This is a genomic window from Sphingobium sp. B8D3A, assembly GCF_025961995.1.
GTDB lineage: Bacteria > Pseudomonadota > Alphaproteobacteria > Sphingomonadales > Sphingomonadaceae > Sphingobium.
Window position 1 is genome coordinate 3,075,004 of record NZ_JAOQOS010000001.1, and the last position, 23,241, is coordinate 3,098,244.

The window sequence follows — 23,241 nt, forward strand, 5'->3', positions numbered from 1 at the left end:
AAGCTAGAGTGATCGCACCCGCGCCTGCGGATTGGTCTTCAAAAGCAGTTCGGTCAGGCACCAGACGAGGGCATCCGCACGGTCAGGCGATCGTCCCGGCCCCTCGTAACGTCCATTGATCAACAAGCCGCACACCTGGTCCTCAAGCATCGCAAAGGGTCGGGCATGGCGGACCCGACCGGCCTCATAGGCGGCGGCAATCGGCTCGGCTCGCGCCACTTTGCCCTGCGCCGCATGAACCAGACGGACCGGCAGGGCCATGTCGGCCCCGCGCAGCACGGTACGCACCATCTCGCCGCCGTTGTTCGCTTCCGCCACGATGCGATCTGCCGCCCAGCGCTCCGCGGCGTGCGCTACAGCCTGTGCCCAGCGTTGCGGGCTCGCCCGCTCGACGCTCGCATCCTCCAGCACGATTGCCGTGCCGGCGTGATCGATTCCTGCGACAATGATGCCGCAAGCGTCGCCCTCCGCACTGGCTGGCGGATCAACGCCGACCGCGACCCGCACCAGATTCCCACGCTCCAGCACGGGGCCCGTTAAACGGCACGTCTCAATGAGCGCCCGCGTCCACAGCGCGCCTTCATGATCGAGCAACAATTCGCCATCCAGCTCCTGTCGCCCCAGCCGCGTGCCTCCGAAATTGCGTTCCATCTCCGCGAGGAAGCTCTGCGGAAGCGCACCTCGATTGTCCTGCGTGCTGCCCCGCGTCACCACCACGCGCGGATCGGCAGCTAGGCGTCGGACCAGTGGCACGGCGCGCGGCGTGGTGGTCGCGACGATGGCCGGTCGATTGCCCAGACGCAGCCCCATCGCCAGATTGTCCCACGCCGCTTCTCCGCGCGGCCACTTCCCGATCTCGTCCGCCCAGGCATGGCTGTGCTGCGGTCCGCGCAACGTTTCCGGGTCCGCAGCGCCGTAGAGCATGGCGCACGCCCCACCCGGCCAGCGCAACTGGCGCTTGGCAGGAAACCATTTCGGTTCAATGCCCTGCGTCGTGATGGCAAGCAGCCCGCTCTCACCTTCCACCATCACAGCTCGCGCTTCATGCAGGCTCGCCCCGACCAAAGCGATGCGCGCGGTGGGGTCGCCCTCGGCCACCATCCGCACCCATTCGGCGCCGGCTCTCGTCTTGCCAAAGCCCCGCCCCGCCATGAGCATCCAGGTGAACCAGTCGCCCCGCGGCGGCAATTGCGCCGGGCGCGCCCGAAAGCGCCAAGCCTGCATCAAGCGCCGCCGTTGGGTGAGTGACAAGTTCCGTAAGAGTTGCTGCCGCCGCGCGGGCGTCAGTCTGGCCAGGCGATCGATCATCGACAGCCTGTCGTCATTCACCTGCCGGCTCCCCAGCATTCTCCTCTCCGTCGTCCTCCGCGAGGAACCGCTCGCAAATGGCCTCCAGTTCGGCATCCAGCGCGTCCACATCTTCCGGGTCATCGCCTGCGCCAATTGCCGCCTCGGTTTCGCGCCGCCAGGATTCCACCTCCTGCCGATGGGCTGTCAGCAGTCGCACGGCCACTGTCAGTGGATAGCTGTGGATCGTCCGCACCTGCTTGACCGCCTTGGTTTCGCCATCGATAACCGTTTCGGTTCGCATCGTCCCATCGATGGATTGGCGCATCAGATGCAATTCGAGGTCGGAATAGCCCTGCTCCAACGCCTCTTTCCAGGCTCGGGCGAATTCCGGGTCGCGCCCCTTGAGCGCATAGGCCGTGCATCGGTGCATAGAGGCCGCCTGCGCCGCTGCACTGACATTGGATGTCTCGGCGAGCGCCGCAAGAAACTGGCGGCGGCGCTGAATCGTCCAGCGCGGGCGCCGGGGACGCGACATGCGCGGTCGCGGCGCACCAATCGGGCGTTGCGTCATGAACACCATCCTGTTGAGAGAAGCCTTCGCAATGCGCCACGGGACGAGCAGGCCGGCTCTATATGAGCGGCCCGTCCAAGCGATTCGAATTGCGATGATGCCTTCTTCTAACCAGAGAGCGTCACGATGTCAACAATAAATAACCTAAATGGTTATTTTTACTTCCGGCGATACCGGAAGTACCAGACCTCATGCCCTTGCCTGCGAGCCTTGGCCTCATAGCGGGTTTCGGGCCAGCCGCCCGGACGGTTGAGGAAATCGCGCGGGCTATCGCACAGCCAGTCGAAGTCCTCGCGGTCCCGCATCACCATCAGCGCCCAGCGCAGGTAGATCGGATGATCGGTCCCGAACCGGAACTCGCCGCCCGGTTTCAGCTTGGCGGCGATCATGTCGACCGGCCCCTTGTTCATCATCCGCCGCTTGGCATGGCGCGCCTTTGGCCATGGGTCTGGGTGGAGCAGATACACGAAGCTGAGCGCCCCATCGGGGATGCGCGCCAGCACTTCGAGCGCATTGCCCATATGCAGCCGGACATTGCCCAGATGCTGGTCCCGCACATGCCCCAAGGCGCCGACCACGCCATTAAGGAAAGGCTCGCAGCCGATGAAGCCATGGTCCGGCAGCATATCGGCGCGGTAGGCCAGATGCTCGCCGCTGCCGAAGCCGATCTCGAAATGCAGCGGCCGCTCGCCAAAGGCGGTCGGGCCGAACAAGCGCTCGGCGGTGATCTCGCCCTCCTCGGGCACGCTGATCGCCGGCAGCAGCTCATCGACCAGGGCCTGCTGCCCCTGCCGCAGCTTATGGCCGGATTGGCGGCCATAGAGACGGTTGAGCGTGGTGGGATCGCCTGATTTATGCGCAGTCATGCGCGTGCGCCTAGATCATTTTGTCGCCGGAGGAAACGGGGGACGGCGCGCGCGGTCCCTACTTTCATCCGCCCGCGCAGCACCTACGAAAAACGGCGCGAAGCAAGCCTCGCGCCGTTCCCTATCTCTTGGAACGCAAAGGAGCGCCGTGGCTCAGCCCAGCGCGGCCTTGAGGTCCTCGACCAGATCGGTCTTCTCCCAGGGGAAGAAGTCGCCTTCCGCCTTGCGGCCGAAATGGCCATAGGCCGCGGTCTTGCGATAGATCGGCTTGTTGAGCCCCAGATGCGTGCGGATGCCGCGCGGGGTCAGGCCGCCCAGCTTCTCGATCTTGCCGATCGCCGCCTCGATCTTGTCGTCGCCCACCGTGCCGGTGCCGTGCGTATCGACATAGAGCGAGAGCGGCTTGGACACGCCGATGGCATAAGCCAGCTGGATCGTGCACTTGCTGGCAAGGCCCGCCGCCACGATGTTCTTGGCGAGATAACGCGTGATGTAGGCCGCCGAACGGTCAACCTTCGTCGGGTCCTTGCCGGAGAACGCGCCGCCGCCATGCGGAGCCGCGCCACCATAGGTGTCCACGATGATCTTGCGGCCGGTCAGGCCAGCGTCGCCGTCCGGCCCGCCGATCTCGAAGCTGCCGGTCGGGTTGATGTGATACTCGGTCTCGTCGCTCAGCAGCGCGGCGGGCAACACGTCGGCGACCACCTTCTTTACATAGGCCTTGAGCTCGGCTTCCTTTTCGCCGGCATCATAGCCCTTGGCATGCTGGGTGGAGACGACGATGGCAGTGCAGGCGACCGGCTTGCCATTCTCGAAGCGCAGCGTGACCTGGCTCTTGGTGTCCGGTTCCAGGAAGGGCGCGGCGCCTGAGTGGCGGTCGGCGGCCATGCGCTCGAGGATCTTGTGGCTGTAATCCAGCGTCGCCGGCATCAGGTCCGGCGTCTCGTTGCAGGCATAGCCGAACATGATGCCCTGGTCGCCGGCGCCTTCATCCTTGTTGCCGCTCGCGTCCACGCCCTGCGCGATGTGCTCGCTCTGGCCGTGGAGATTATTCTCGAAGCGCAGCGTCTCCCAGTGGAAGCCCTCCTGCTCATAGCCGATGTCCTTGACCGTCTGGCGGACCGTGCGTTCGATTTCCTCCAGCGCGCCCGGCGCCCACTGGCCATTTTCGTACACGCCCTTGCAGCGGATTTCGCCGGCAAGCACCACCAACTGCGTCGTCGTCAGCGTCTCGCAGGCGATACGCGCTTCGGGGTCTTTGGAGAGAAACAGGTCGACGATCGAATCGCTGATCTGGTCGGAAACCTTGTCCGGGTGCCCTTCGGAAACGGATTCAGACGTGAAGAGATAGCTGGAACGCATGGGAGATCGTGACCTTTCTTCTAGCGGCTCTCGTGGCGGAAGTTCGGGGCCGCAGTTCATATAAAGAAATGTTTATGTTGCGCGCTCCTTAGCGAGTGCGCCGTGCGATAGCAACGCCGCTGACGAGCAGCAGCACGGCCAGGCCGACCGGCAGCAGGTTGCCCAGCCGTGCGAACAAGGTGGGCGGAAGCGGCGCCGGCAGGGGCGCCTCAAAAGCACCCGCCTGCTGGAAGGGGACGGACCGGACGACACGCCCGGCGGGGTCGACCAACGCCGAAATGCCGGTGGGGGTCGAGCGGATCACCGACAGCCCCTCCTCGATCGCCCGCAGCCGAGCCTGCGCCAGATGCTGCGGCGGCCCCCAGCTGCCAAACCACGCATCATTGGACGGGTTGAACAGGAAATCGGGACGATTGGCCCGGTCGATCACCTGCCCGGAGAAGATGATCTCGTAGCAGATCTGTACCGCCATCCGCAGCTTGCCGCGCGCCTGCGCGCCATCCGGCGTCGCAGGCAGATCGAGCGTGCGCGGCCCCGGTCCGGGCCAGAAGTCGACGCTGCCCGGCACGAGCCGGGAGAGACCGATCGCCTCCAGCACCGGCCGCATGGGAAGATATTCGCCATAAGGAACGAGATGCGCCTTGTCATAGCGCCCGTGCAGGTCCCCGCGCGCGTCGAGCACCCACAGACTGTTATTGGCGCCCTCCAGAACCTGCGTATCCACCACGCCGCCCTGCTCGTGGAAATGATATTTGTCTCCGCCGAGCATCAGCAGATCGTCCATCCCCAGTAGCGAGGCGATCCGCCCGCGCCAGCGTGGTTCCATATCCAGCACCGCTGGTACGGCTGCCTCCGGCCAGAAGATCAACGCAGGCTTGCCGGACCGCAGCATGGTCAGCTCGCCCAAACGGCGGAAGTTCAGGATTTCAAGATTGGCGTCGTACTTCTCGTTCTGATTGATATTGGGCTGCACCACATGGATGTTGGCAAGGGCGCCAGACTGGCCCTTTGCGCCAATATAGCTCGCCCGCAGCAGCCCCAGCCCAGCCACCAGCGCCAGACCGACGATCATGAGACCTGCCGGCCGCCATTGCCGGTGCGCCAGCCACCAAAGCGCCGCCGCTGCGAGCATGGCGACCAGACCAAGACCATAAGTGCCGATGGCGATGGCCGTCTGCTCCACGCCGGTGCCCAGCCAGATCACCCCGAGCGAGTTCCAGGCAAAGCCGGTGAACAGGCTCGCGCGCAGATATTCGGTCAGCAGCCAGGCGGTGGCGAGGAACAGGGCGAAGACCTGCGGCCGGCCCCGCCCGAGCGTCCAGCCGATCATGGCGGCCATCGCGGGATAAACCGCCAGATACACCGAGAGCAAACCCACCGCTGGATAGCCCAGCCAGGCCGGCATGGAATCCTGAAAGGTGAAGGCATGCGCAATCCAGTTGAGCCCGAGCATGAAATGCCCGAGGCCGAACAGATAGCCGATCTGCCCTGCGCTCTTGCGGTCCGGCGCCACCCAGATCAGTTGCATCACCAGCGCGAGCATGATGAGCGTCACCGGCCACAGCCCGAGCGGCGCGAAGCCAGTGGCTGAGATCAGCCCGGCAAGCAGGGCCGTCACCCCCGGCCTGCGCGCAACGAAGGCCGCAGCGATCCGGTAAGGCGCGGGGGAGATTGTCACGCCATCACACCAGATACTTGACCAGCACGAACCCGCCGACGCCCAAAGCGCCGACAATCGCCGTGATCAGCCCGAAGTTCCGGTCGATAAAGGCCTTCATCGGCTCTCCGAACTTCCACAGCAGACCCGCGACCAGAAAGAAGCGCGCAGCCCGCGAAATGATGCTCGCGATCACCAGCACATAAAGGGGCATCCCGGTGGCGCCCGCCGCAATGGTGATCACCTTGAAAGGCAGCGGCGTGAAGCCGGCCAACAGCACGATCAACCAGCCTTGCTCGTTAAAGCGTTCCGCGAAGTGCTGAAACTCCGCCGTCAGACCATAAAAATCGAGGATCGCCCGCCCGATCGTATCGAACAGGAACATGCCGATGACATAACCGAGCAATGCGCCCAGCACGGACGCCACAGTGCAGATCAACGCGTATTGAAAGGCCTTGTGGGGCTTGGAGAGGCACATTGGCCCCAGCAGCACGTCCGGCGGAATCGGGAAGAAGCTGCTTTCCATGAAGCTGATGCCGAACAGCCAGCGCGGCGCGGTGCGATGCCCGGCCTTCTCGAGAGTCCATTCATAGATGCGACGCAGCATTGGCGCTCCCCGGCGGTGTCAGGCTGCCTGCGCCTGCCCGCCCCCGCTGCGTTCGTCAAGCACTGCCCACCGCAAGGCAGGCGGCGAACATTAGCAAACCGGCGAAGCGGTTGGAGCGAAACTTGATGAGCGGGTCCTTGCCATCCTCGCGCAAGGTCCAGACCTGCCAGCCGAATTGCACCGCCAAAGGCGCCAGGGCCATGAGGGAGAGCCAGCTCGGCACCACCTGCCAGAGCGCGCCGCCCCACAGGAGCAGGGACAGGACAAAGCAAAGCCCCACGCCCGCCCGCACATGCCGCCCCATCGCCAGGGCGCTGGAGCGGATGCCGACCAGCGCGTCATCCTCCTTGTCCTGCAGGGCATAGATGGTGTCATAGGCAATCACCCAAAAGAAGGCGCCGCCATAGAGCAACAGGCCAGCCGCGTTCATGCCCCCGCTGATCTCCACCCAGCCCACCAGCGCAGCCCAGGTGAACACCAGCCCCAGCCAAGCCTGCGGCCACCAGGTGATGCGCTTCATGAACGGATAGGCCGCGACCAGCGCAAGGCTCGCCAGCGCGACGACCTGCGCCTGCCAGCGCAATTGCAGCAGCACGATCAACCCGATGAAGCACAGGATGAGCAACCACGCCCAGCCGGCCTTGAGCGACACAGCGCCACTGGCGATGGGCCGATTGGCGGTCCGCGCCACCTTCGCGTCGAGGTCGCGGTCCACGATATCATTGTAGACACAGCCAGCGCCCCGCATCGCGATGCTGCCAATCAGGAACCAGAGCAGCATCGTCCAGCGCTCGGGCACCCCGCCGGCAAGCGCGATCGCCCAGGCGCCGGGCCAGAACAGCAGCCACCAGCCGATCGGCCGGTCGAACCGCGCCAGCAGCGCATAGGGCCGTGCCGCAGCCGGGAGCAGGCGCAAGAGACCCTGCGCTTCGGTATCCGGCACATATTGCGGCTCGCTGCGCTCCATCGCCTTGCTAGTCCCTGTTGCCTTGATGGTCGCCCCACCCCTGCGCCAGGAGCGACCATCCGATCAACCCCTCGTCGAGCCGGACCTACTCTTCCGCCACCTCCTGGCGGCCTCTGCCCACGTGCCTTGAGCGGCCACCGTTCGTTTCGAGCGAAGTCGAGACACACCCCTCGACCTACGCCATGCTGTCGAGGGTCTCGACTTCGCTCGACACGAACGGAATTGAGGCGTTGCCGAGTCAACGGACGATGCACTAGGGCAATGCTCATGCCCGCCACCCCTGCCTGGCCACCCAAATCTACGCCGCGCCTGTTCGTCGAGACGGCGCTCGGCGAGCAGGTTGCCGTGCCGGTCAAGGGCAACAGCGCTCATTATCTGATTTCAGTGATGCGCCTCCGCGAGGGCGACACCGTCCTTCTCTTCGATGGCCGCTCGGGCGAATGGAGCGCCACCGCCGAGCAGGTCCGCAAGCGCGATCTCGTCCTGCGCTGCGCGGCGCAGACGCGGTCGCCAGAGAGCGTGCCGGACTTCTGGCTCTGTGTCGCACCGATCAAGAAGGGCCGGATCGATCTGGTCGCCGAAAAGGCCTGCGAACTGGGCGTCGCGCGTCTCGTCCCGGTACGCACCGAGCGCAGCATCGTCGACAAGGTCAACGGCGAGCGGTTGAATGCCCATCTGGTGGAGGCCGCAGAGCAATGCGGCCGCACCGCGCTGCCCGAGCTTTCCGACCTCACCACCCTCCCCGTCCTGCTCGCCGATTGGCCGGCTGACCGCACCCTCTTCTTCGCCGACGAGACGGGTGGCGAGCCGATGACCACGAGCTTTGCGGCGAACAGCGGCCCGGCCGCCCTGCTCATCGGGCCGGAAGGCGGCTTTACCGAGAAGGAGCGCGCTCTCATCCGCGCGCATGCAGCCACCCGCCCCATCTCCCTTGGCCCGCGAATCCTCCGCGCCGAGACAGCCGCCATCGCCGCCACGGCCTGCTGGATGGCGCTCAACGGCGACTGGACAAGTTTCGAATCGAAATGAATTTGCGCGGGCGCGGCAAACCTCTTATGGGCGCGCCGATGCAGGGCGAGGACCGGATCAGGCAATGAGTACACGCAAGGAAACGGCGGGCGAAGATCCGATCATCGAGTCTCGCAGCCAGCTCATCAGCCTGTTCCAGGATGGCGAAAAGCCTGCAGATCGCTGGAAAATCGGCACCGAGCACGAGAAGTTCGTCTACCGCCTCGCAGACCACCGCGCGCCCTCTTATGATGAGCCCGGCGGCATTCGCGATCTGCTCGATGGCCTGCGCGCGTTTGGTTGGGAACCGGTCGAGGAAGGCGGCAAGGTCATCGCGCTCTCGGGCAGCGATGGCACGATCAGCCTTGAGCCAGCCGGCCAGCTCGAACTCTCCGGCGCCCCGCTCGACAATCTCCACCAGACCTGCGCCGAAACCGGACGGCATCTGGAACAGGTCAAGGCCGTCGGCGACAAGCTTGGCCTGGGATTCCTCGGCCTTGGCATGTGGCCGGACAAGACGCGCGCTGAACTGCCGATCATGCCCAAGGGTCGCTATGGCATCATGCTGCAGCACATGCCGCGTGTCGGCAGCATGGGCCTGGACATGATGCTGCGCACCTGCACGATTCAGGTCAATCTGGATTATTCCAGCGAAGCGCGCATGGTGAAGATGTTCCGCACCAGCCTCGCGCTCCAGCCACTGGCGACGGCCCTGTTCGCCAATTCGCCGTTCACGGAGGGCAAGCCCAACGGCTACCTCTCCTATCGCAGCCACATCTGGTCGGACACCGATCCGCACCGCACCGGCATGCTGCCCTTCGTGTTTGAGGATGGCTTCGGTTACGAGCGCTACGCCGACTACGCACTCGACGTGCCGATGTACTTTGTGTTCCGCGACGGCAAATATATCGACGCCGCCGGCCAGAGCTTCCGCGACTTCCTCGATGGCAAGCTGCCCGCCCTCCCCGGCGAGCGCCCGACCATTGGCGACTGGGAGGATCACCTCTCCACCGCCTTCCCGGAAGTGCGCATGAAGAGCTTCCTCGAAATGCGCGGCGCCGATGGCGGCCCGTGGAACCGCATCTGCGCCCTGCCCGCCCTGTGGGTCGGCCTGCTTTATGATGACGGCGCGCTCGACGCAGCCTGGGATCTGGTCAAGGACTGGACGATGGAGGAGCGCGAAACCCTCCGCACCGAAGTCCCCCGCCTCGCCCTTGGCGCGCCCGTCCCTGGCGGCCGCACGCTTCAGGACATCGCCGCCGACGTCCTCACCATCGCCCGCGCCGGCCTCACCGCCCGCGCCCGCCTCAACAGCATCGGCGAAAATGAAGGCGGCTACCTCTCCGCGCTGGACGAAGTCGTCGCCACCGGCCGCACCCACGCCGAACGCCTGCTGGATCGCTACAACGGCGCATGGGGCGGCGACATCACGAAGGTCTACGGCGAAGAGAGTTTTTGAGAGGCGAACTGCCTCAACATTAAACGCTGCAAATCACTCGTCATTCCCGCGAACGCGGGAATCCAGATCGGCGTTGGGTCTAAGCGATAGCGCGCAACTGGATTCCCGCGTTCGCGGGAATGACGAAGTGAAGAACCGAACCCCTCACCCCTCCCGCGGCATCCGGTTCCATGCATCCAGCGCCGCAATCTTGTAGGCCTCCGCCAGCGTCGGATAATTGAACGTGTTCTCGATAAAATAATCGATCGTGCCTTTGAGGTTCAGCACCGCCTGGCCGATGTGGATCAGCTCCGTCGCGCCCTCGCCGATGATGTGCACGCCAAGCAGCCGCCGCGTCTTGAGCGAGAAGATCATCTTCATCAGCCCTGAATCCAGCCCCATGATGTGCCCGCGCGAGGTTTCGCGAAAGCGCGCGATCCCGCATTCATAGGGGATCTTCTTGGCCTTCACGTCCTGCTCGCTCATGCCGACCGTGGAAATCTCCGGCACCGCGTAGATCCCATAAGGGAAATAGGCCGGCGCCGGCGGCATCGGCAGATCGAAGGCATGGCACGCCGCGATCCGCCCCTGCTCCATCGAGGTCGAGGCAAGGCTGGGAAAGCCGATCACGTCGCCCGCCGCGTAAATGTGCGGCACCTCGGTCTGGAAGGTCTTGGGATCCACCTTCAGCCGGCCGCGATTGTCCACCGCCAGTCCGCAATGCTCCAGCCCGAGCGTATGCGTCGCGCCCACCCGCCCGGCCGCGAACAGCATCATCTCGGAGCGGATCGCGCGCCCGTCTTCCAGCGTGGTGACGACGGCTCCGCTCGCATCCTTCGCCACATTGGTGACCTTGGCGCCCAGCCGGATGGTCATGCCCCGGTCGCGCAGCTGATGGATGAATTCCTCGATGATCTCCCGGTCGATGAAGTCCAGGAATGTCTCGCGCGGCTCGATGAGCGTCACCGCTACATCCAACGCAGAGAAGATCGTCGCATATTCGATGCCGATGACGCCCGCACCAATCACCACCAGCGAGCGCGGCACGCGCGGCGCCTCGATCAGCACGTCACTGTCCAGCACGATGTCGTCGTCGAAGGGGATATTATCCGGCCGGAATGGCGCAGTGCCGACCGCAATCAGGATGCGCTCGCCACGCACCCGCAATTCGCTTTCGTCTGGCGCGGTGACCAGCAAGGTGTGCGGATCGGTAAAACGAGCAAACCCCTCCAGCGTGCGCACGCCATTGCGCTGGAACTGGTGCTCCAGCACGTCCACCTCATGCTCCAGCGTCTTGTCGATCCGGTGATCGAGATCGCTGCCGCCAATGTCCTTCTTCACCCGGTAGGAGCGGCCGTAGAAGCCGCGCTCGCGCCAGCCGGTCAGATTGAGCACGGTCTCCCGCAGGGTCTTGGAAGGAATGGTGCCGGTGTGCACGGACACGCCGCCAACACGCTTGCGCCCTTCCACCACCAGCACCGATTTACCGAGCTTGGCGGCCTGCACCGCTGCCCGGCGCCCGGCCGGCCCACTGCCGATCACGACGAGATCATAAACATCCATAATGGCGCCCCCCGCTGCCTGACAGGCTGCTTGCCTGTCCACCCGCCTTCCAAGGGACATCCTCTCGAAGCGATGATGGTGGTGCATTTCCCCCGCCTTTGCAATGTTCTCTCCAAGGCGGCCGGGCCTAACCTCAAATGGCTTAGATTTGATTTACCATCGCTCCCTCCCGGCATCTCCTCGTGAGCGCCGTGGCCGCTCAGTGCAATCGACGCGCAGGCCCCCGGGGACTTACTTCTCCGCCCCATCCCCCCTATACTGAAGACCGGCCTTGAACCGGCGGTGTTATATCGCAATATTACACCCCAAGGAGACCCAGATGGCGACCAGCGCGACGACGACCCAGGACAAGCTCGATCTCACCCCACCCGAGGTGGTGCCCAATGTGACGGCTGAACGCGCTGCCGGCCTCGTGCCGCTGGAAGATGAGAAGAAGAGCAAGCTCGACGAAAAGGTCGATGCCTTTGTCGAGGAACTGGCCGCGCTCGACTCCAATTCCCCCGAGTTCGGCGCCAAGGTCGATCAGATCACCAACATGGGCCGCAAGGAGATTGCGGAAGCTGCCGGCCACTCCAACCGCTTCCTCGACCGCCCGGTGCGCGCCATGGACGCGGACAGCAATGTCGGCACCGACCTTGCCGAGCTGCGCCGTGTCATCGAGGATCTCGATCCCGGCAAGCGCGGCAATCTGCTCGCGCCGCGCAAGCTGTTCGGCATCATTCCGTTCGGCAACAAGATGCGCAACTATTTCGACAGCTACAAGTCGAGCCAGACGCACATCAACTCAATCCTCGGCAGCCTCGCCAGCGGCAAGGACACGCTGATCAAGGACAATGCCGCCATCGATGTCGAGCGGCAGAACATGTGGGCGACCATGGGCCGGCTGGAGCAGATGATCCACATCGCCAAGGCTATGGACGCACGGCTCGAGCAAAAAGCCTTCGAGCTGGAGGCGACTGATCCGGCCAAGAGCAAGGCCATCAAGGAGAGCGCGCTGTTCTACGTGCGCCAGCGCACCCAGGACCTGCTGACTCAAATGGCAGTCACCGTGCAGGGCTATCTGGCGCTGGATCTGGTCAAGAAGAACAATGTCGAGCTGGTGAAGGGCGTGGACCGTGCGAGCACGACCACCGTCTCTGCCTTGCGCACGGCGGTCACCGTGGCGCAGGCGCTGGCCGGGCAGAAGCTGGTCCTCGATCAGATCACCGCGCTTAACACGACCACGGCCAACCTCATCGATTCGACGGGCGAACTGCTCAAGACCCAGTCGGCGCAAATCCATGAGCAGGCGGCCAGCAGCACAATCCCGCTGGAGACGCTGCAGCGCGCCTTCCAGAATATCTACGACACCATGGACAATATCGACACCTTCAAGCTGAAAGCGCTGGAGAATATGAAGACGACGGTGAACACGCTGAGCACTGAAGTCGAGAAGTCGAAAGGCTATATAGCGCGCGCGGAGGGTCAGGCCCGCGCGCAGGCAGCAGTGACCAGCGGCCAGTCTCCGCTGACGGCGATCGAGTAACACGGCCGCCATGCCCAGCGAAGTCGACGAGATCGTCCAGCGCGCCAATGAGCTGATTGCGCGGACCAGCGAGCGCTACCGCCATACCGGTCGCAAGATCGCCCGGATGCAGCGCGACTGGACGCGGCGGCTCAAGCGCATGATCCTCGCGGTTGCTGCCGTGCTGGTGGGCGCGGCGATTGCCGGGTTCGTGCTGGGTGGCATCGGCACCACGGGCGTTCTGCTGGTCATGGGCCTGCTCATCGCCTGCCTCGCTTTCGCGTTCATCTCCACCGAGCCCCGCGTCATGGAGCCGGAACGGCTCGCGCAGGCGGACCTCAAGACGCTTCCGCAAAAGACCGAGATCTGGCTCGACAATCAGCGTCGCGCGCTCCCGGCGCCCGCCATCCCCATCGTCAACGCCATCGGCAACCGGCTGGAGACCCTGGCACCTCAGCTCGCCAAGCTCGACCCCCGCGAGCCTGCCGCCGTCGAGGTCCGGCGCCTGCTCAGCGACCATCTGCCGGAGCTGGTTACCGGCTATCAGTCGATTCCCGAACCGCTGCGTCATGTCCCTCGCAACGGCCGCGTGCCGGACGCGCAACTGGTCGAGGGCCTCTCCGTCATCGAGCAGGAGATCGCGCATGTGACGGCCCAGCTCGCCGATGGCGATCTCGACAAGCTCGCGGTTCATAACCGCTATCTTGAGCTTAAATATCAGGAAGCCCGCCAACTCGGCGAATAACGCCGGTCGCTCCGCGACACGCCCGCTATGAGGCGGTTTTTGCGACAGAAAAAGCCTGTTCAGACTTGAACAGCCGTCTCGGCTTGCTACATTGGATGTGCGGGCCGGGCCCCTCTGGCGAGCAACGACGTTCCCCCTGCGTCAGCTCGTGATGTCGGACCGCATCGGGTGACACCGGTGCGACGTCTGGCACCCCCATGCAGACAAGATCATCGCCCGGTTGTCACCCGAGTTTTGGAAACCTTCCAACGGAGTGGCATATGTCCAAGCATATCTTCAGTCTCCTTGATCGGCACCAGAAGCTCGATGAAGCCCTGCGTTTTGAGCAGCGGCAGCGCGCGCCGGATTTCGGAAAGCTGCAGCGACTCAAGCGCCTCAAGCTGGCGGTCAAGGACCGGCTGGCCTTGATGGCGCGCCGGCGCCACCTCGTGCCGAGCGACTGATCTCCCTCGTTGCGCAATGCAGTCGCGGCGCCCGGCGTTTATGCGCGTCGGGCGTCCTTTTTTTGAGCCAGCGGCACGCGCTGGCTCTGGCCGAGCCACAGCTTCACGGTCAACTCACCGCCCGCCAGCGTATCCACCTGCTCCAGCGCCACGCCCGCTGCGGCAAACCACGCCCTGATCTGCTCGTCGGAAAAGCCCAGCCGGCTATGGGCGTCGCGCGTTCGCAACTCCTCCCGCTCATGTGGCGCGAAATCGACGATGAGCAGGCGCCCGCCCGGCCGCAAGGTGCGCGCGATCTCGGCGATGACCCGCTCGGGCGCCTGCGCATAATGCAGCACCTGATGTAAAATCGCCGTGTCGGCCGATCCATCCTCGATGGGCAAGGCACTGAAATCGCCGGCCAGAAAATGCACCCGATCGGCGATGTCGCGCGGCAGCTTTCCGCGCGCCAGCCGCAGCATTTCGGCACTGCGATCGATCGCCAGCACCTGCTCGGACTGCGCGGCGAACAGCGTCGCGATCCGCCCCGTCCCCGTTCCCACATCAAGCAAGCGGCCAAGCTTGTGCGTCTTGAGCATCGCCAGCATGGCCGCTTCCACATCGGCCTCCGGCACATAGAGCGAGCGCTGGGCGTCCCATTCCTCGGCATGGCTCGCGAAATAATCCTCGGCCGCGCGCGCCCGCTCGGCCCGAACGGCCGTAAGGCGCGCCTGATCCGCTTCGATCCACAGCCGCTCGCTTGCTGAGGGTGCCGCCGCGTCGAGCAGGGCCAGCAATGCCGGCGTCTCCTGTCCCCCGCACAGGCGCAGGAACACCCAACTGCCTTCCTTCCGGCGTTCCGCCAGCCCGGCTTCGACCAATATGCGGACATGCCGGGAAACGCGGGGTTGGCTCTGCCCGACGACGAGCGCAACTTCGCCCACCGCCAGTTCCATCTCACGCAGAAGATGCACGATCCGCAGCCTCGTGGGATCGGCAAGAGCGCGGAAAAGATCGAGTTGTCCCAGCATCGCCCGGCTGTCTGCGGCATCCGCGGAGGCAGTTCAAGCCATAGCTTTCATCGCTGGTTAATGGGCATCATTACCAAGGGATTGCGCTGGCGCTCACAAATCGATACGAATCGCTCCGCAGGCAAAGGGGGGGGACCCCTTCCACAGCTTCTGCTCGGTTTGAATTCATCAAGGGGTTTGCCCATGACCAAGACTATTGCCATCTCGCTTGTTCTGGCTGCTTCGCTCGGCCTCGCCGCGTGCTCCAAGTCCGAGACCAACGAAGCCGTCAACAACACCGTGAACATGTCCAACGACGTGGAAAACGCTGCCGACAACACCATGAACGCCGCGGGCAACGCGATGGACAACATGGCGAACGGTGCCAGCAACGTCGCCAACAACGCGATGTAATCCACGGCTTTGCCGTAAGAATTCGAAAAGGGCTGCCGGCGATCCGGCGGCCCTTTTTATTGCGCGCTCGCCTTAGCGGAACACCCATTGGCGGTTGAGCGTGAAGACCAGCACCGGCGTGACCACGCCCATCAAGGGGATCGGCGACCAGAGCGGCAGCATCAGCCGTTCCACGCACAGCCAGACCCAGAAGGCGTTGAGCGCCAGGCTCAGCAGCGAAACGATCCCAAAGCGCACCGCCTGCGCCACCGGACGATCCCGGCTGCCATGCCCCCGAAATGTGAAGCGGCCGTGCAGCACATAGCCCGTAGCTACCGCCACCAGATAGCCGCAGACATTCGCGAGCTGCGGGTGGACGCCCAGCAATTGCGCCAGAACCCAGTAGACGCCAGCCTGCAGCGCCGTGACGAAGCCGCCGGTCAGCGCATAGCGCACGATTTGTCCACCGATCATCAGCTACACGCACTTTGAGCCGACCGGCGTTTCGATTCACTCATGTGTGATTTGCCCCGTTGCGCTTTTGATGCACATGGCTAAGCCCTAGTCCGTGAACTCGGCAGCGGCAATGGTCGCGGTTCCCCAATGGGGAAGACCGCAGGCGTATCGGGACGAGAAGACCGCCCTGCCCGTTCCTGCACATATGGCTATCGGGCGCTGAACCATGCGGATTGACAGTTCTGCCACTCAAAGCGGGTGGACATCGCGCGCGAGCCGGCTGTGGCGGGCTGTAGACGGGTTCGCGCAGCGTGAATGGCGCTGGCTGATCGTCATCGCCTGGCTGGTCATCGCGGCCTATTTCCTCAATCGCTCCGCCGACGCCATCCGCTTCCTCTCCCTTGGCGATACCGACGACAATATGCGGTATCTTCAGGTGAGGGACTGGCTCGCCGGGCAGAGTTGGTGGGATTTGCGGCAGCACCGCATGGCCCCGCCCGATGGCGCCAATATCCACTGGAGCCGGCTGGTCGATCTGCCCATCGCCGCCCTCATCCTCTTCTTCAGCCTGTTCACCGATCGCGCGCGCGCCGAGGAACTGGCGGTTGGCGTCGAGCCACTGCTCCCATTGCTGCTCTTGATGCTCGCCCTCGCCTTCATCGCCCGGCGCTTGTCGGATCGTGGCCAGGGCCAAGGCTGGTTCATCGCGATGCTGCTGCCGCTGGGCGCGGGCATGGGCCTCTCCATGTTCATGCCCCTGCGCGTCGATCATCATGGCTGGCAGTTGGCGCTGACCGCGACCGCCCTGGCCGGCCTTGTCGATCGCAAATGGACGCGCGGCGGTGTCGTCACCGGCGTCGCCAGCGCTCTCTCCGTGGTCATCGGCATGGAAATGCTGGTATATCTCGTCGGGGCCGGCGCGCTCATTGCCTTGCGGTGGATTTTCAAGGAAGGCGCTGCCCGCCGCGTCCGCCCCTATGCGCTCGGCCTCGGCGGCACGACGGCGCTCGGCTACGCGCTGTTCGCCAGCAACGCCAATCGCGCGCCGGTGTGCGATGCCATCTCACCGGTCTGGGCCAGCGTACTCGTGCTGACGGCGGGCGTTCTTTATGGCCTCACCCTCCTGCCCCTCCGCGGCTGGCTGCAGCGCCTGGGCGCCGCGGCCCTTGGGGGAGCGGCCGTTCTCGCTTTTGCATGGCTGAGCTGGCCCAATTGCGTGACGGACCTCTACGGCATCTCGCCGGAACTCCAGAAGAGCTGGCTGGTCTACATCCGCGAGGCCAAGCCGATCTATGTGCAAGCACAATCAAGCTGGGTGCCGATGATCAGCCTGCCGGTGATCGGGCTGCTGTGCGGCCTGATCGGTTGCTGGGCCGCCCGCCGCGATTCGGAGCGAATGTGGGCCTGGGCCACGGTCACGCTGATGATCGCCTTCGCCATCGCGCTGACTTTCTGGCAGATCCGCGCCGGCCCTGCCGCGCAGCTTCTGGCCATTCCCCCGGTCGCCTGGGCCGGCTGGGCGATCATCGTCACCCTGCTCACCGGCTCGTGGCTCCGGCGATTGCTGGCCGTGCCGGCCGCGCTCGTCCTCATCTGGGCGAGCAGCGTCTATTTCCTCTATCCCATCGTTTCAAAGGCCTTTGCCCAGGCGCCCAAGCCAGAAAACCAGGCGAACACCGCGGCCTCGATTCGCAACCAGGCGTCCCCCTCGGCGAAGAACGCCTCAGCCAACAGCGCCAGCGCCGCACCGGCGTCCAATCTGTCCGCGGTCTCAAAACCCGCCACGAAGCCGCTCACCGGCGCGCATCGACCGGAAGTGCGCTGCCGCACCCAGCCTGCGCTGCAACCGCTCGACCAGATCGCGCCTGCGACGATCTTCACCCTCGTCGATCTGGGGCCGCGCCTCATCGCGATTACGCACCACACGGTCATTGCCGGCCCCTATCACCGCAATCAGGAAGCCATTCTCGACGTGCACCACGCCTTCGATGGGTCGCCCGAGACATTTCGCAAGATCGCGCAGAAGCGCGGCGCGACCTATCTGCTCTATTGTCCCGGCTTCCCGGAAGGGACGATCTACCAGCGCCGCAGTCCCAAGGGCTTCTATGCACGGCTGGCGCGTGGCGAGACATTCCCCTTCCTGACGCCGGTCACCGTCAAGGCGGCGAGCGAGCTGCCCTACCGGCTTTACCGGATCACGCCGCTGGAGACGCAGGCGTCTTCCGCAACCGCGTCACCGCCGCACGGAGAAAAAGTCCCGCAAAAGGCGCGCTGAGCTGTCCTCGCCGATGCCGGGGAAGATCTCCGGGCGGTGATGGCATTGCGGCTGCGCAAAGACCCGCGCGCCATGTTCGACGCCGCCGCCCTTGGGATCGGCCGCGCCATAATAGAGCCGGGCGATCCGCGCATGAGCAATGGCGCCCGCGCACATCGGGCAGGGTTCGAGCGTCACCCACAGGTCGCAATCGCCAAGCCGGTCCTGCCCGAGATGCGCGCAGGCAGCGCGGATCGCGACGATCTCGGCATGGGCCGTGGGATCGTGATCGCGCCGGTTGCGATTCTCCCCCTGCGCGATCACCAGGCCGTTCCGCGTCACCACAGCACCGATCGGCACTTCGCCCGCCTGCGTCGCCTGCCTGGCGCATTCCAGCGCCAGACGCATCGGCTCGGGCAGGGGAAAAGCGCTCGACATGATCGCAGCTAGTGGCTCATCCGCCCTTCCCTGTCGAGGCCAGTCCTGCTAGGTCGCGCGCAAGGACAGGGTCGTTTTGCGGGAAACCGCCTTGACGATTCGTCCCCCGCCTTGTATCGGCGCCGCTTTCCGAACGACCAAGTATCAGGATCGATTGACATGTCGCGCATCTGCGAACTGACCGGCCGGGGCCGCCAAGTGGGCCACAATGTGTCCCACGCCAATAACAAGACCAAGCGCGTGTTTCTGCCCAACCTGCAGAATGTGACGCTCATCTCCGACACGCTGGAGCGTGGCGTGAAGCTGCGGGTTTCGACCCACGGCCTGCGCTCGGTCGAGCATAACGGTGGTCTGGACAACTGGCTGCTCAAGACCTCTGACGAAAAGCTCTCGCTGCGCGTGCGTCGCCTGAAGCGTGAGATCGTCAAGAAGGTAGCCGTCAAGGCTGCCTGAACGCGCTGGCCGATTCATTCGGCCAGACACAGAGATTGAAAGGGGCGGCCTCAGCGGGCCGCCTTTTTCTGTGCCTGCAATTCAGGGTCGCAGCCCCTGCCCGATCCAGTCGGACGGCAAGGCGAAGCGCAGCAGCAAGGTGCGCTGCAGGGCAAAGCGGTTATTGTCGGAAACGACCCACAGGATCGGCTGACCCGCCTCCCAGCCCAGCGCCAGCCCCTCGAAATTATCCGCCAGCCCGGGCGGCTCCAGCCGGGCCACGACCGAGCCGGAAAGCTCGGCGCCAACCTTGAATGCTGGCAACCGAACAAGGCTCAGCCGGGCCGTAAAGCCGTGTGCCAGCGTCAGCCGCCGATTGAGGACCAGCAGCTGGTCTCCGCCAAGCCACAGCGCATCCGTCGGCCGGTAACCCGCCGGGGCATGATAGCGAAGCCGCAGCGGCGGTGGCGTCTCCCGCGCAACCGGGTCACCTTGCCACAGCAGCGCCTCGAACGCGCCGGAGCGATCCTGCGCCATCTCGGCAATGGCGAGAAACTGGCCATCGCCCAGCCGCACCAGCGATTCGATGCTGCCCGTCGAGGGCCAATGTCTGATTTCCGCAGGGGCGACGCAGGCTTCGACACGGCGAAACCGGGGCGCATAGCGGCAGATTCGCTGAAGATGCTCGAACCCCACCCAGGAGCGCCCCGACACCGGGTCATGCGCGAGGCTCTCCGAATCCATCTTCCAGCGCGGCCAGTCCTGCTCGACCGCCCAGCGCGGCAGGGACTGGACCTTGCCAACGCCCGGCCGCCCCGGCCGCATGATCTCAAACAATTCCCCCGAATCGCTCAGCCCGGTCAGATTGCCGTCAGCGCGCACCATCAGCGCAGAAATGCCGCCGAAGACCTCACGCGGGCTGGTCAGGGACCAGGCGCCCGTCAGGCGGAGCGGCCCGAAGGCCGTGGCATCGGCTGCGGCCGACGTCAGCGCCAGTGGCTCGGCCTCGATGAGCAGCAGCCCGCTCTCAAGACCCGGAGAAAGCGCCGGGTGGCGGCCATTCATCAACAGAATGAAGAGGGCGAGAATGAGCAGGATGCGCCGCATGGCCTTGCTCCTAGCGCCCCCTCGGGCAGCGCGCCAGCCGGGCGACAGCAGAGCGACAAAGCTGAACCTTGGCTAAAATGTCCATTCAGCTTTGGCTCAACGGATGGGGTCTAAACAGAGATCATGACGGACAAGGCGTGGCCACCGTGCCGCAAGATGCCCGCCAAAGGATTTCAAGGAGCAAGACCATGACTGCACGCAAGTTCCTCAGCATCACGGCGGCCGCCACCATGGTCGCAACGTCCTTCGGCGTCACGGCTCCGGCCATGGCTCGCGACCATTATCGCGACTATCGCGGCGATTATGGCCGGGACTATCGCTACAACGACCGCGACTATCGTGATTACCGCGATGCCCGTTATTCGGATCGTCGCAACTATCGCTACGACAACCGCTGCCGGGACAATGGCACGGGCGGCACGATCATCGGCGCCCTCGCCGGTGGCCTGCTCGGCCATGAGGTTGCCGGTCGCCGGGGTGACAAGACCGCAGGCGTGATCATCGGCGGCGCCGTGGGCGCGATTGCCGGCCGCGCGATCGACAAGGCCGACAGCCGCTGCTGAGCGGCGTGACAGCCAAGCTTCTGCCTCCCAGGCAAATGGAAAGGCCGGCCCCGCAAGGGACCGGCCTTTCTTTTCGATCTCGTCACCTGACTGGTGGCGCTCTTAATGCACGAAGCGCGCGACCACGTCGCGATAGGAGCGGCTCACCTTCACCTGGCTGCCGGATTCGAGGATCAGGAAGCACTCGCCATTGGTATGCGGCTTGACCTGACGAACCTGCGACAGGTTGACGATGGTCGAGCGATGGATGCGCTGGAAATTGCGCGGGTCCAGCCGCTTTTCGAGGTCCTTCATCGTCTCCCGAAGAATCAGCGAGTTATCCGCGGTATAGATGCACATATAATCGCCGGCCGCGTCGATCCGCTCGATGGTGTCGACATCGATGCGGAAGATCTGCCCGCGATCCTTGATGTTGATGAGCTTCTCATAGCGGCTCGATGAGGGTGCCTCATTGTCCGCGGGCATTTCGGACACCGCGTCCGGAGCCACCTCGGCCAGCACTTCGCGCAGGCGGCCCGCTTCCTCCACCTGCTTCTTCTCATGCAGGCGGGTCCGGGCACGGTCGAGCGCATCGGCAAGACGCTGCTCCTCCACCGGCTTCATCAGATAATCGATCGCCTTGGCCTCAAAGGCTCGCAGCGCGTGATCGGAATAAGCCGTCACGAAGATGAAGAGCGGCGGTTCGACCTCCATCACCCCCTGGACCACGGAGAAGCCGTCAAAGCCGGGCATCTGGATATCGAGAAAGACGAGATCGGGCTTGTGTGTCTTGATCGCGCGGATCGCTTCGCGACCGTTGGTGCACGTCTCCACGATCTCAACGTCGGGATGAGCCTCCAGGCGGAGCTTCAGCCCCTGAATGGCGAGGCTTTCATCGTCGACGAGAATGGTGCGTATGGTCATGCGGCTACCCTTGATGGTTCGGCGGTAATGAACGGCATCTCGATGATGACGCTGTAGCCCCCCTCGGGTGGTGAACGCGTTTCCATATTCTGGCGTTCCCCGAACGCCTGAACCAATCGGTCACGAATGTTGGCAAGGCCCACACCCGTACCCTTCGTCATGCGCTGATCGCTCCCATTCAAGCCGGGACCGGTGTCCGAAACGACGATCCGCACGTTTTCGCCGACAGGCTGCGCTGTGACCACGATATCCGCGCCCTCCTCCTGGGGGGTTACGGCATATTTAATGGCGTTCTCGACCAAAGGTTGCAGCAGCAGCGAAGGAAGTCGCGCGGAGGCGACCGCCGGATGAATGTCGAAGATCGGGCGCAGACGATCCTCGAAGCGCATCTTCTCGATCTCGAGATACAGCTTGAGCGTCTCTACTTCCTGCTCCAGCGTCACCTGCGCGGTCGGCTCGTTGATGAGCGTGTAGCGCAGGAAAGCCGAGAGGCGGGAGAGCATCGCGTTGGCCCGCTCCGTCTGCTTGAGGAGCACCAGCGTGGAAATACTGTTGAGCGTGTTGAACAGGAAATGCGGATTGAGCTGGTAGCGCAGCATGGCAAGCTGGGCGCTGCTCGCCTGGCTCTCCAGCAACTGCAACTGGTCGGCCTGCTCTTCCACGGTGATGTAGAAATTGATCGCATAATAGAGCGCCGACCACGCCCCCAGCAGCGTGAAATTGAGGTAAAAAGCTCCCAGGAACAGCTTGAGGCTGGAACCATCGCCCGACTGGTTGAGCGTGGTGAACACCCAGGCATCGATAAAGGCGGATGTTCCGCCCGCGACGATCGCGATGACGATCGAGGCGGTCCAGGTGACGATCGGCGTCTGCCGCAGCAGGAAGCGATAGCCCACCGCCATCAGCAGCGTCAGCGAATAGCCGGTGATCGTCGAGATGAGCACCGGCACCAGAAAAGACAGCGGCTGGCCATTGGCGATGCCGGAGACGGCGCGCAGCAGGAACGCGCCGGTCCATCCGACCGCCTGCAAGGTCCAGAACGCCTTGTTCTTATCCTCAAAGAACGGCCGACGGCGGATGACGAGCACGGAGGTCATCGGCGGGCTCAACGCGCGGCGCCCACCGCGCGCAAGGGCGCGGCTGTGCAATCCGGCTCCTCGTCGGCCGCGGCCGGCGCCTCGATCCAGCACAGATCCTGATAGTCGAGCAGCCGGCCATCGGCGGCCTGCAAGCGCACCTCTCGGACTGGCTGCCGGTCCCGGCTATCCGCCAGAATCCGGCGTGCCGGCGGCACCGGTTCCCAGCGCTCCCCCCACTGGCGCAGCGCAATCATCACCGGCATCAAGGCTTTGCCTTTCTCGGTAAGGCCGTAAGCCACACGGCGCTTGTCATTGGCGACCGGCTCACGGGTGAGGATGCCCCTCGCAACCAGCTTGCCCAGCCGATTGGACAGGATGTTGCGGGCGATGCCGAGCGCGCATTGGAAATCCTCGAAATAGACGATGCCGCTGAAGCAGGCGCGCAGGATCATGAACGACCACCGCTCGCCCATCGTTTCGAGCGCGGCCGGCAGGGCGCAGCCCTCAAATGCATCAAGACCCTTGCGTTCAGCCATGGCCAGCGACGCTAGCGCATTCGGCGCGCCGCGCCAAATGGCGAGTGCGCCCGACTGTGCCTTCGTCGCA

Annotated in this window: 24 protein-coding genes; 9 read left to right on the forward strand and 15 right to left on the reverse strand. The window is 64.5% G+C overall.

The features are described 5' to 3' along the window. Nucleotides 1-3 precede the first annotated feature (3 nt). The 7 genes from M2342_RS14225 to ubiA form a co-directional block, all read right to left on the reverse strand. Nucleotides 4-1,347: a DNA-packaging protein gene (locus tag M2342_RS14225; RefSeq protein ID WP_264579566.1), complete on the reverse strand. Its 1,344-nt coding sequence runs from the start codon at nucleotides 1,345-1,347 to the stop codon at nucleotides 4-6. Continuing rightward, nucleotides 1,322-1,861, reverse strand: a complete 540-nt coding sequence (locus M2342_RS14230; protein ID WP_264579567.1) for a hypothetical protein — start codon at nucleotides 1,859-1,861, stop codon at nucleotides 1,322-1,324. Before M2342_RS14230 ends, M2342_RS14225 begins: the two co-directional genes overlap by 26 nt. 158 nt (nucleotides 1,862-2,019) lie before the next feature. Further along, complete coding sequence (gene trmB, locus M2342_RS14235) at nucleotides 2,020-2,727, reverse strand: tRNA (guanine(46)-N(7))-methyltransferase TrmB (protein WP_181560376.1); 708 nt, start codon at nucleotides 2,725-2,727, stop codon at nucleotides 2,020-2,022. A gap of 153 nt (nucleotides 2,728-2,880) precedes the next feature. Beyond that, nucleotides 2,881-4,089 (reverse strand): methionine adenosyltransferase, encoded by a 1,209-nt coding sequence (gene metK, locus M2342_RS14240; RefSeq protein ID WP_181560377.1) that lies wholly within the window; start codon nucleotides 4,087-4,089, stop codon nucleotides 2,881-2,883. 88 nt (nucleotides 4,090-4,177) lie between these two features. Continuing rightward, nucleotides 4,178-5,767: an apolipoprotein N-acyltransferase gene (lnt, locus tag M2342_RS14245; protein WP_264579568.1), complete on the reverse strand. Its 1,590-nt coding sequence runs from the start codon at nucleotides 5,765-5,767 to the stop codon at nucleotides 4,178-4,180. A gap of 4 nt (nucleotides 5,768-5,771) precedes the next feature. Next, entirely contained in the window at nucleotides 5,772-6,353 is a 582-nt protein-coding gene (locus M2342_RS14250; protein WP_264579569.1) for a YqaA family protein, read from the reverse strand. Nucleotides 6,354-6,408: 55 nt separating this feature from the next. Further along, a complete protein-coding gene (gene ubiA / locus M2342_RS14255; protein WP_264579570.1) occupies nucleotides 6,409-7,320 on the reverse strand; it encodes a 4-hydroxybenzoate octaprenyltransferase in 912 nt (303 codons plus the stop codon). A 267-nt stretch (nucleotides 7,321-7,587) separates the two neighbouring features. Here ubiA and M2342_RS14260 point away from each other — a divergent pair, with 267 nt between their 5' ends. Both M2342_RS14260 and M2342_RS14265 read left to right on the forward strand, forming a co-directional pair. Continuing rightward, nucleotides 7,588-8,349: a 16S rRNA (uracil(1498)-N(3))-methyltransferase gene (locus tag M2342_RS14260; RefSeq protein ID WP_264579571.1), complete on the forward strand. Its 762-nt coding sequence runs from the start codon at nucleotides 7,588-7,590 to the stop codon at nucleotides 8,347-8,349. Nucleotides 8,350-8,413: 64 nt separating this feature from the next. Continuing rightward, on the forward strand, nucleotides 8,414-9,787 hold the full coding sequence (locus M2342_RS14265; protein ID WP_264579572.1) for a glutamate--cysteine ligase: 1,374 nt from the start codon (nucleotides 8,414-8,416) through the stop codon (nucleotides 9,785-9,787). Between the two features lie 144 nt (nucleotides 9,788-9,931). Here M2342_RS14265 and sthA read toward each other — a convergent pair whose 3' ends face one another. After that, nucleotides 9,932-11,329, reverse strand: a complete 1,398-nt coding sequence (sthA, locus tag M2342_RS14270; protein WP_264571076.1) for a Si-specific NAD(P)(+) transhydrogenase — start codon at nucleotides 11,327-11,329, stop codon at nucleotides 9,932-9,934. A gap of 319 nt (nucleotides 11,330-11,648) precedes the next feature. Between sthA and M2342_RS14275 the strand changes: the two genes are divergently transcribed. The 3 genes from M2342_RS14275 to M2342_RS14285 all read left to right on the forward strand — a co-directional run bounded on the left by M2342_RS14275 (nucleotide 11,649) and on the right by M2342_RS14285 (nucleotide 14,021). Continuing rightward, entirely contained in the window at nucleotides 11,649-12,854 is a 1,206-nt protein-coding gene (locus M2342_RS14275; RefSeq protein ID WP_264579573.1) for a toxic anion resistance protein, read from the forward strand. Nucleotides 12,855-12,864: 10 nt separating this feature from the next. Further along, nucleotides 12,865-13,578: a hypothetical protein gene (locus M2342_RS14280; protein ID WP_264573406.1), complete on the forward strand. Its 714-nt coding sequence runs from the start codon at nucleotides 12,865-12,867 to the stop codon at nucleotides 13,576-13,578. A 260-nt stretch (nucleotides 13,579-13,838) separates the two neighbouring features. After that, nucleotides 13,839-14,021 (forward strand): DUF465 domain-containing protein, encoded by a 183-nt coding sequence (locus M2342_RS14285; protein ID WP_181560385.1) that lies wholly within the window; start codon nucleotides 13,839-13,841, stop codon nucleotides 14,019-14,021. A 38-nt stretch (nucleotides 14,022-14,059) separates the two neighbouring features. Here the strand turns inward: M2342_RS14285 and M2342_RS14290 are convergent, their stop codons facing one another. Then, nucleotides 14,060-15,031 (reverse strand): ArsR/SmtB family transcription factor, encoded by a 972-nt coding sequence (locus tag M2342_RS14290; RefSeq protein WP_264579574.1) that lies wholly within the window; start codon nucleotides 15,029-15,031, stop codon nucleotides 14,060-14,062. A gap of 183 nt (nucleotides 15,032-15,214) precedes the next feature. Between M2342_RS14290 and M2342_RS14295 the strand changes: the two genes are divergently transcribed. After that, nucleotides 15,215-15,424, forward strand: a complete 210-nt coding sequence (locus tag M2342_RS14295; RefSeq protein ID WP_181560387.1) for a circumsporozoite protein — start codon at nucleotides 15,215-15,217, stop codon at nucleotides 15,422-15,424. A gap of 72 nt (nucleotides 15,425-15,496) precedes the next feature. On the opposite strand, the gene M2342_RS14300 is transcribed toward M2342_RS14295, so the two are convergent. Then, nucleotides 15,497-15,877, reverse strand: a complete 381-nt coding sequence (locus tag M2342_RS14300) for a GtrA family protein (RefSeq protein ID WP_264579575.1) — start codon at nucleotides 15,875-15,877, stop codon at nucleotides 15,497-15,499. Between the two features lie 208 nt (nucleotides 15,878-16,085). On the opposite strand from M2342_RS14300, the gene M2342_RS14305 reads away from it, so the two are divergent. Continuing rightward, entirely contained in the window at nucleotides 16,086-18,134 is a 2,049-nt protein-coding gene (locus tag M2342_RS14305; protein ID WP_264579576.1) for a hypothetical protein, read from the forward strand. Here M2342_RS14305 and M2342_RS14310 read toward each other — a convergent pair. Further along, on the reverse strand, nucleotides 18,093-18,551 hold the full coding sequence (locus tag M2342_RS14310; RefSeq protein ID WP_264579577.1) for a nucleoside deaminase: 459 nt from the start codon (nucleotides 18,549-18,551) through the stop codon (nucleotides 18,093-18,095). The genes M2342_RS14305 and M2342_RS14310 overlap by 42 nt on opposite strands. A gap of 159 nt (nucleotides 18,552-18,710) precedes the next feature. Between M2342_RS14310 and rpmB the strand changes: the two genes are divergently transcribed. Then, nucleotides 18,711-19,004: a 50S ribosomal protein L28 gene (gene rpmB, locus M2342_RS14315; protein WP_181560391.1), complete on the forward strand. Its 294-nt coding sequence runs from the start codon at nucleotides 18,711-18,713 to the stop codon at nucleotides 19,002-19,004. Between the two features lie 81 nt (nucleotides 19,005-19,085). On the opposite strand, the gene M2342_RS14320 is transcribed toward rpmB, so the two are convergent. Next, nucleotides 19,086-20,090 carry an esterase-like activity of phytase family protein gene (locus tag M2342_RS14320; RefSeq protein WP_264579578.1) on the reverse strand — a complete coding sequence of 335 codons (1,005 nt, stop codon included), beginning with the start codon at nucleotides 20,088-20,090 and terminating at the stop codon, nucleotides 19,086-19,088. Between the two features lie 188 nt (nucleotides 20,091-20,278). Between M2342_RS14320 and M2342_RS14325 the strand changes: the two genes are divergently transcribed. After that, nucleotides 20,279-20,653 carry a glycine zipper 2TM domain-containing protein gene (locus M2342_RS14325; protein ID WP_181560393.1) on the forward strand — a complete coding sequence of 125 codons (375 nt, stop codon included), beginning with the start codon at nucleotides 20,279-20,281 and terminating at the stop codon, nucleotides 20,651-20,653. A 102-nt stretch (nucleotides 20,654-20,755) separates the two neighbouring features. Here the strand turns inward: M2342_RS14325 and M2342_RS14330 are convergent, their stop codons facing one another. The 3 genes from M2342_RS14330 to M2342_RS14340 are packed head-to-tail and all read right to left on the reverse strand — an operon-like array spanning nucleotide 20,756 to nucleotide 23,171. Continuing rightward, a complete protein-coding gene (locus M2342_RS14330; RefSeq protein ID WP_181560394.1) occupies nucleotides 20,756-21,556 on the reverse strand; it encodes a LytR/AlgR family response regulator transcription factor in 801 nt (266 codons plus the stop codon). Then, on the reverse strand, nucleotides 21,553-22,653 hold the full coding sequence (locus M2342_RS14335; protein ID WP_264579579.1) for a sensor histidine kinase: 1,101 nt from the start codon (nucleotides 22,651-22,653) through the stop codon (nucleotides 21,553-21,555). Before M2342_RS14335 ends, M2342_RS14330 begins: the two co-directional genes overlap by 4 nt. Before the next feature lie 8 nt (nucleotides 22,654-22,661). Continuing rightward, the gene (locus tag M2342_RS14340; RefSeq protein ID WP_264579580.1) at nucleotides 22,662-23,171 is read right to left on the reverse strand and encodes a winged helix-turn-helix transcriptional regulator; all 510 of its coding nucleotides are present in this window, start codon (nucleotides 23,169-23,171) and stop codon (nucleotides 22,662-22,664) included. Between the last annotated feature and the right edge of the window lie 70 nt (nucleotides 23,172-23,241).

Excerpts from the sequence above, each read along its gene's own strand:
- M2342_RS14225 (WP_264579566.1), bottom strand. The coding sequence starts at position 1,347 with ATGCTGGGGAGCCGGCAGGTGAATGACGACAGGCTGTCGATGATCGAT.
- M2342_RS14230 (WP_264579567.1), bottom strand. The coding sequence starts at position 1,861 with ATGACGCAACGCCCGATTGGTGCGCCGCGACCGCGCATGTCGCGTCCC.
- trmB (WP_181560376.1), bottom strand. The coding sequence starts at position 2,727 with ATGACTGCGCATAAATCAGGCGATCCCACCACGCTCAACCGTCTCTAT.
- metK (WP_181560377.1), bottom strand. The coding sequence starts at position 4,089 with ATGCGTTCCAGCTATCTCTTCACGTCTGAATCCGTTTCCGAAGGGCAC.
- M2342_RS14250 (WP_264579569.1), bottom strand. The coding sequence starts at position 6,353 with ATGCTGCGTCGCATCTATGAATGGACTCTCGAGAAGGCCGGGCATCGC.
- ubiA (WP_264579570.1), bottom strand. The coding sequence starts at position 7,320 with ATGGAGCGCAGCGAGCCGCAATATGTGCCGGATACCGAAGCGCAGGGT.
- M2342_RS14260 (WP_264579571.1), top strand. The coding sequence starts at position 7,588 with ATGCCCGCCACCCCTGCCTGGCCACCCAAATCTACGCCGCGCCTGTTC.
- M2342_RS14265 (WP_264579572.1), top strand. The coding sequence starts at position 8,414 with ATGAGTACACGCAAGGAAACGGCGGGCGAAGATCCGATCATCGAGTCT.
- sthA (WP_264571076.1), bottom strand. The coding sequence starts at position 11,329 with ATGGATGTTTATGATCTCGTCGTGATCGGCAGTGGGCCGGCCGGGCGC.
- M2342_RS14275 (WP_264579573.1), top strand. The coding sequence starts at position 11,649 with ATGGCGACCAGCGCGACGACGACCCAGGACAAGCTCGATCTCACCCCA.
- M2342_RS14280 (WP_264573406.1), top strand. The coding sequence starts at position 12,865 with ATGCCCAGCGAAGTCGACGAGATCGTCCAGCGCGCCAATGAGCTGATT.
- M2342_RS14285 (WP_181560385.1), top strand. The coding sequence starts at position 13,839 with ATGTCCAAGCATATCTTCAGTCTCCTTGATCGGCACCAGAAGCTCGAT.
- M2342_RS14290 (WP_264579574.1), bottom strand. The coding sequence starts at position 15,031 with ATGCTGGGACAACTCGATCTTTTCCGCGCTCTTGCCGATCCCACGAGG.
- M2342_RS14295 (WP_181560387.1), top strand. The coding sequence starts at position 15,215 with ATGACCAAGACTATTGCCATCTCGCTTGTTCTGGCTGCTTCGCTCGGC.
- M2342_RS14300 (WP_264579575.1), bottom strand. The coding sequence starts at position 15,877 with ATGATCGGTGGACAAATCGTGCGCTATGCGCTGACCGGCGGCTTCGTC.
- M2342_RS14305 (WP_264579576.1), top strand. The coding sequence starts at position 16,086 with ATGCGGATTGACAGTTCTGCCACTCAAAGCGGGTGGACATCGCGCGCG.
- M2342_RS14310 (WP_264579577.1), bottom strand. The coding sequence starts at position 18,551 with ATGTCGAGCGCTTTTCCCCTGCCCGAGCCGATGCGTCTGGCGCTGGAA.
- rpmB (WP_181560391.1), top strand. The coding sequence starts at position 18,711 with ATGTCGCGCATCTGCGAACTGACCGGCCGGGGCCGCCAAGTGGGCCAC.
- M2342_RS14320 (WP_264579578.1), bottom strand. The coding sequence starts at position 20,090 with ATGCGGCGCATCCTGCTCATTCTCGCCCTCTTCATTCTGTTGATGAAT.
- M2342_RS14325 (WP_181560393.1), top strand. The coding sequence starts at position 20,279 with ATGACTGCACGCAAGTTCCTCAGCATCACGGCGGCCGCCACCATGGTC.
- M2342_RS14330 (WP_181560394.1), bottom strand. The coding sequence starts at position 21,556 with ATGACCATACGCACCATTCTCGTCGACGATGAAAGCCTCGCCATTCAG.
- M2342_RS14335 (WP_264579579.1), bottom strand. The coding sequence starts at position 22,653 with ATGACCTCCGTGCTCGTCATCCGCCGTCGGCCGTTCTTTGAGGATAAG.
- M2342_RS14340 (WP_264579580.1), bottom strand. The coding sequence starts at position 23,171 with ATGGCTGAACGCAAGGGTCTTGATGCATTTGAGGGCTGCGCCCTGCCG.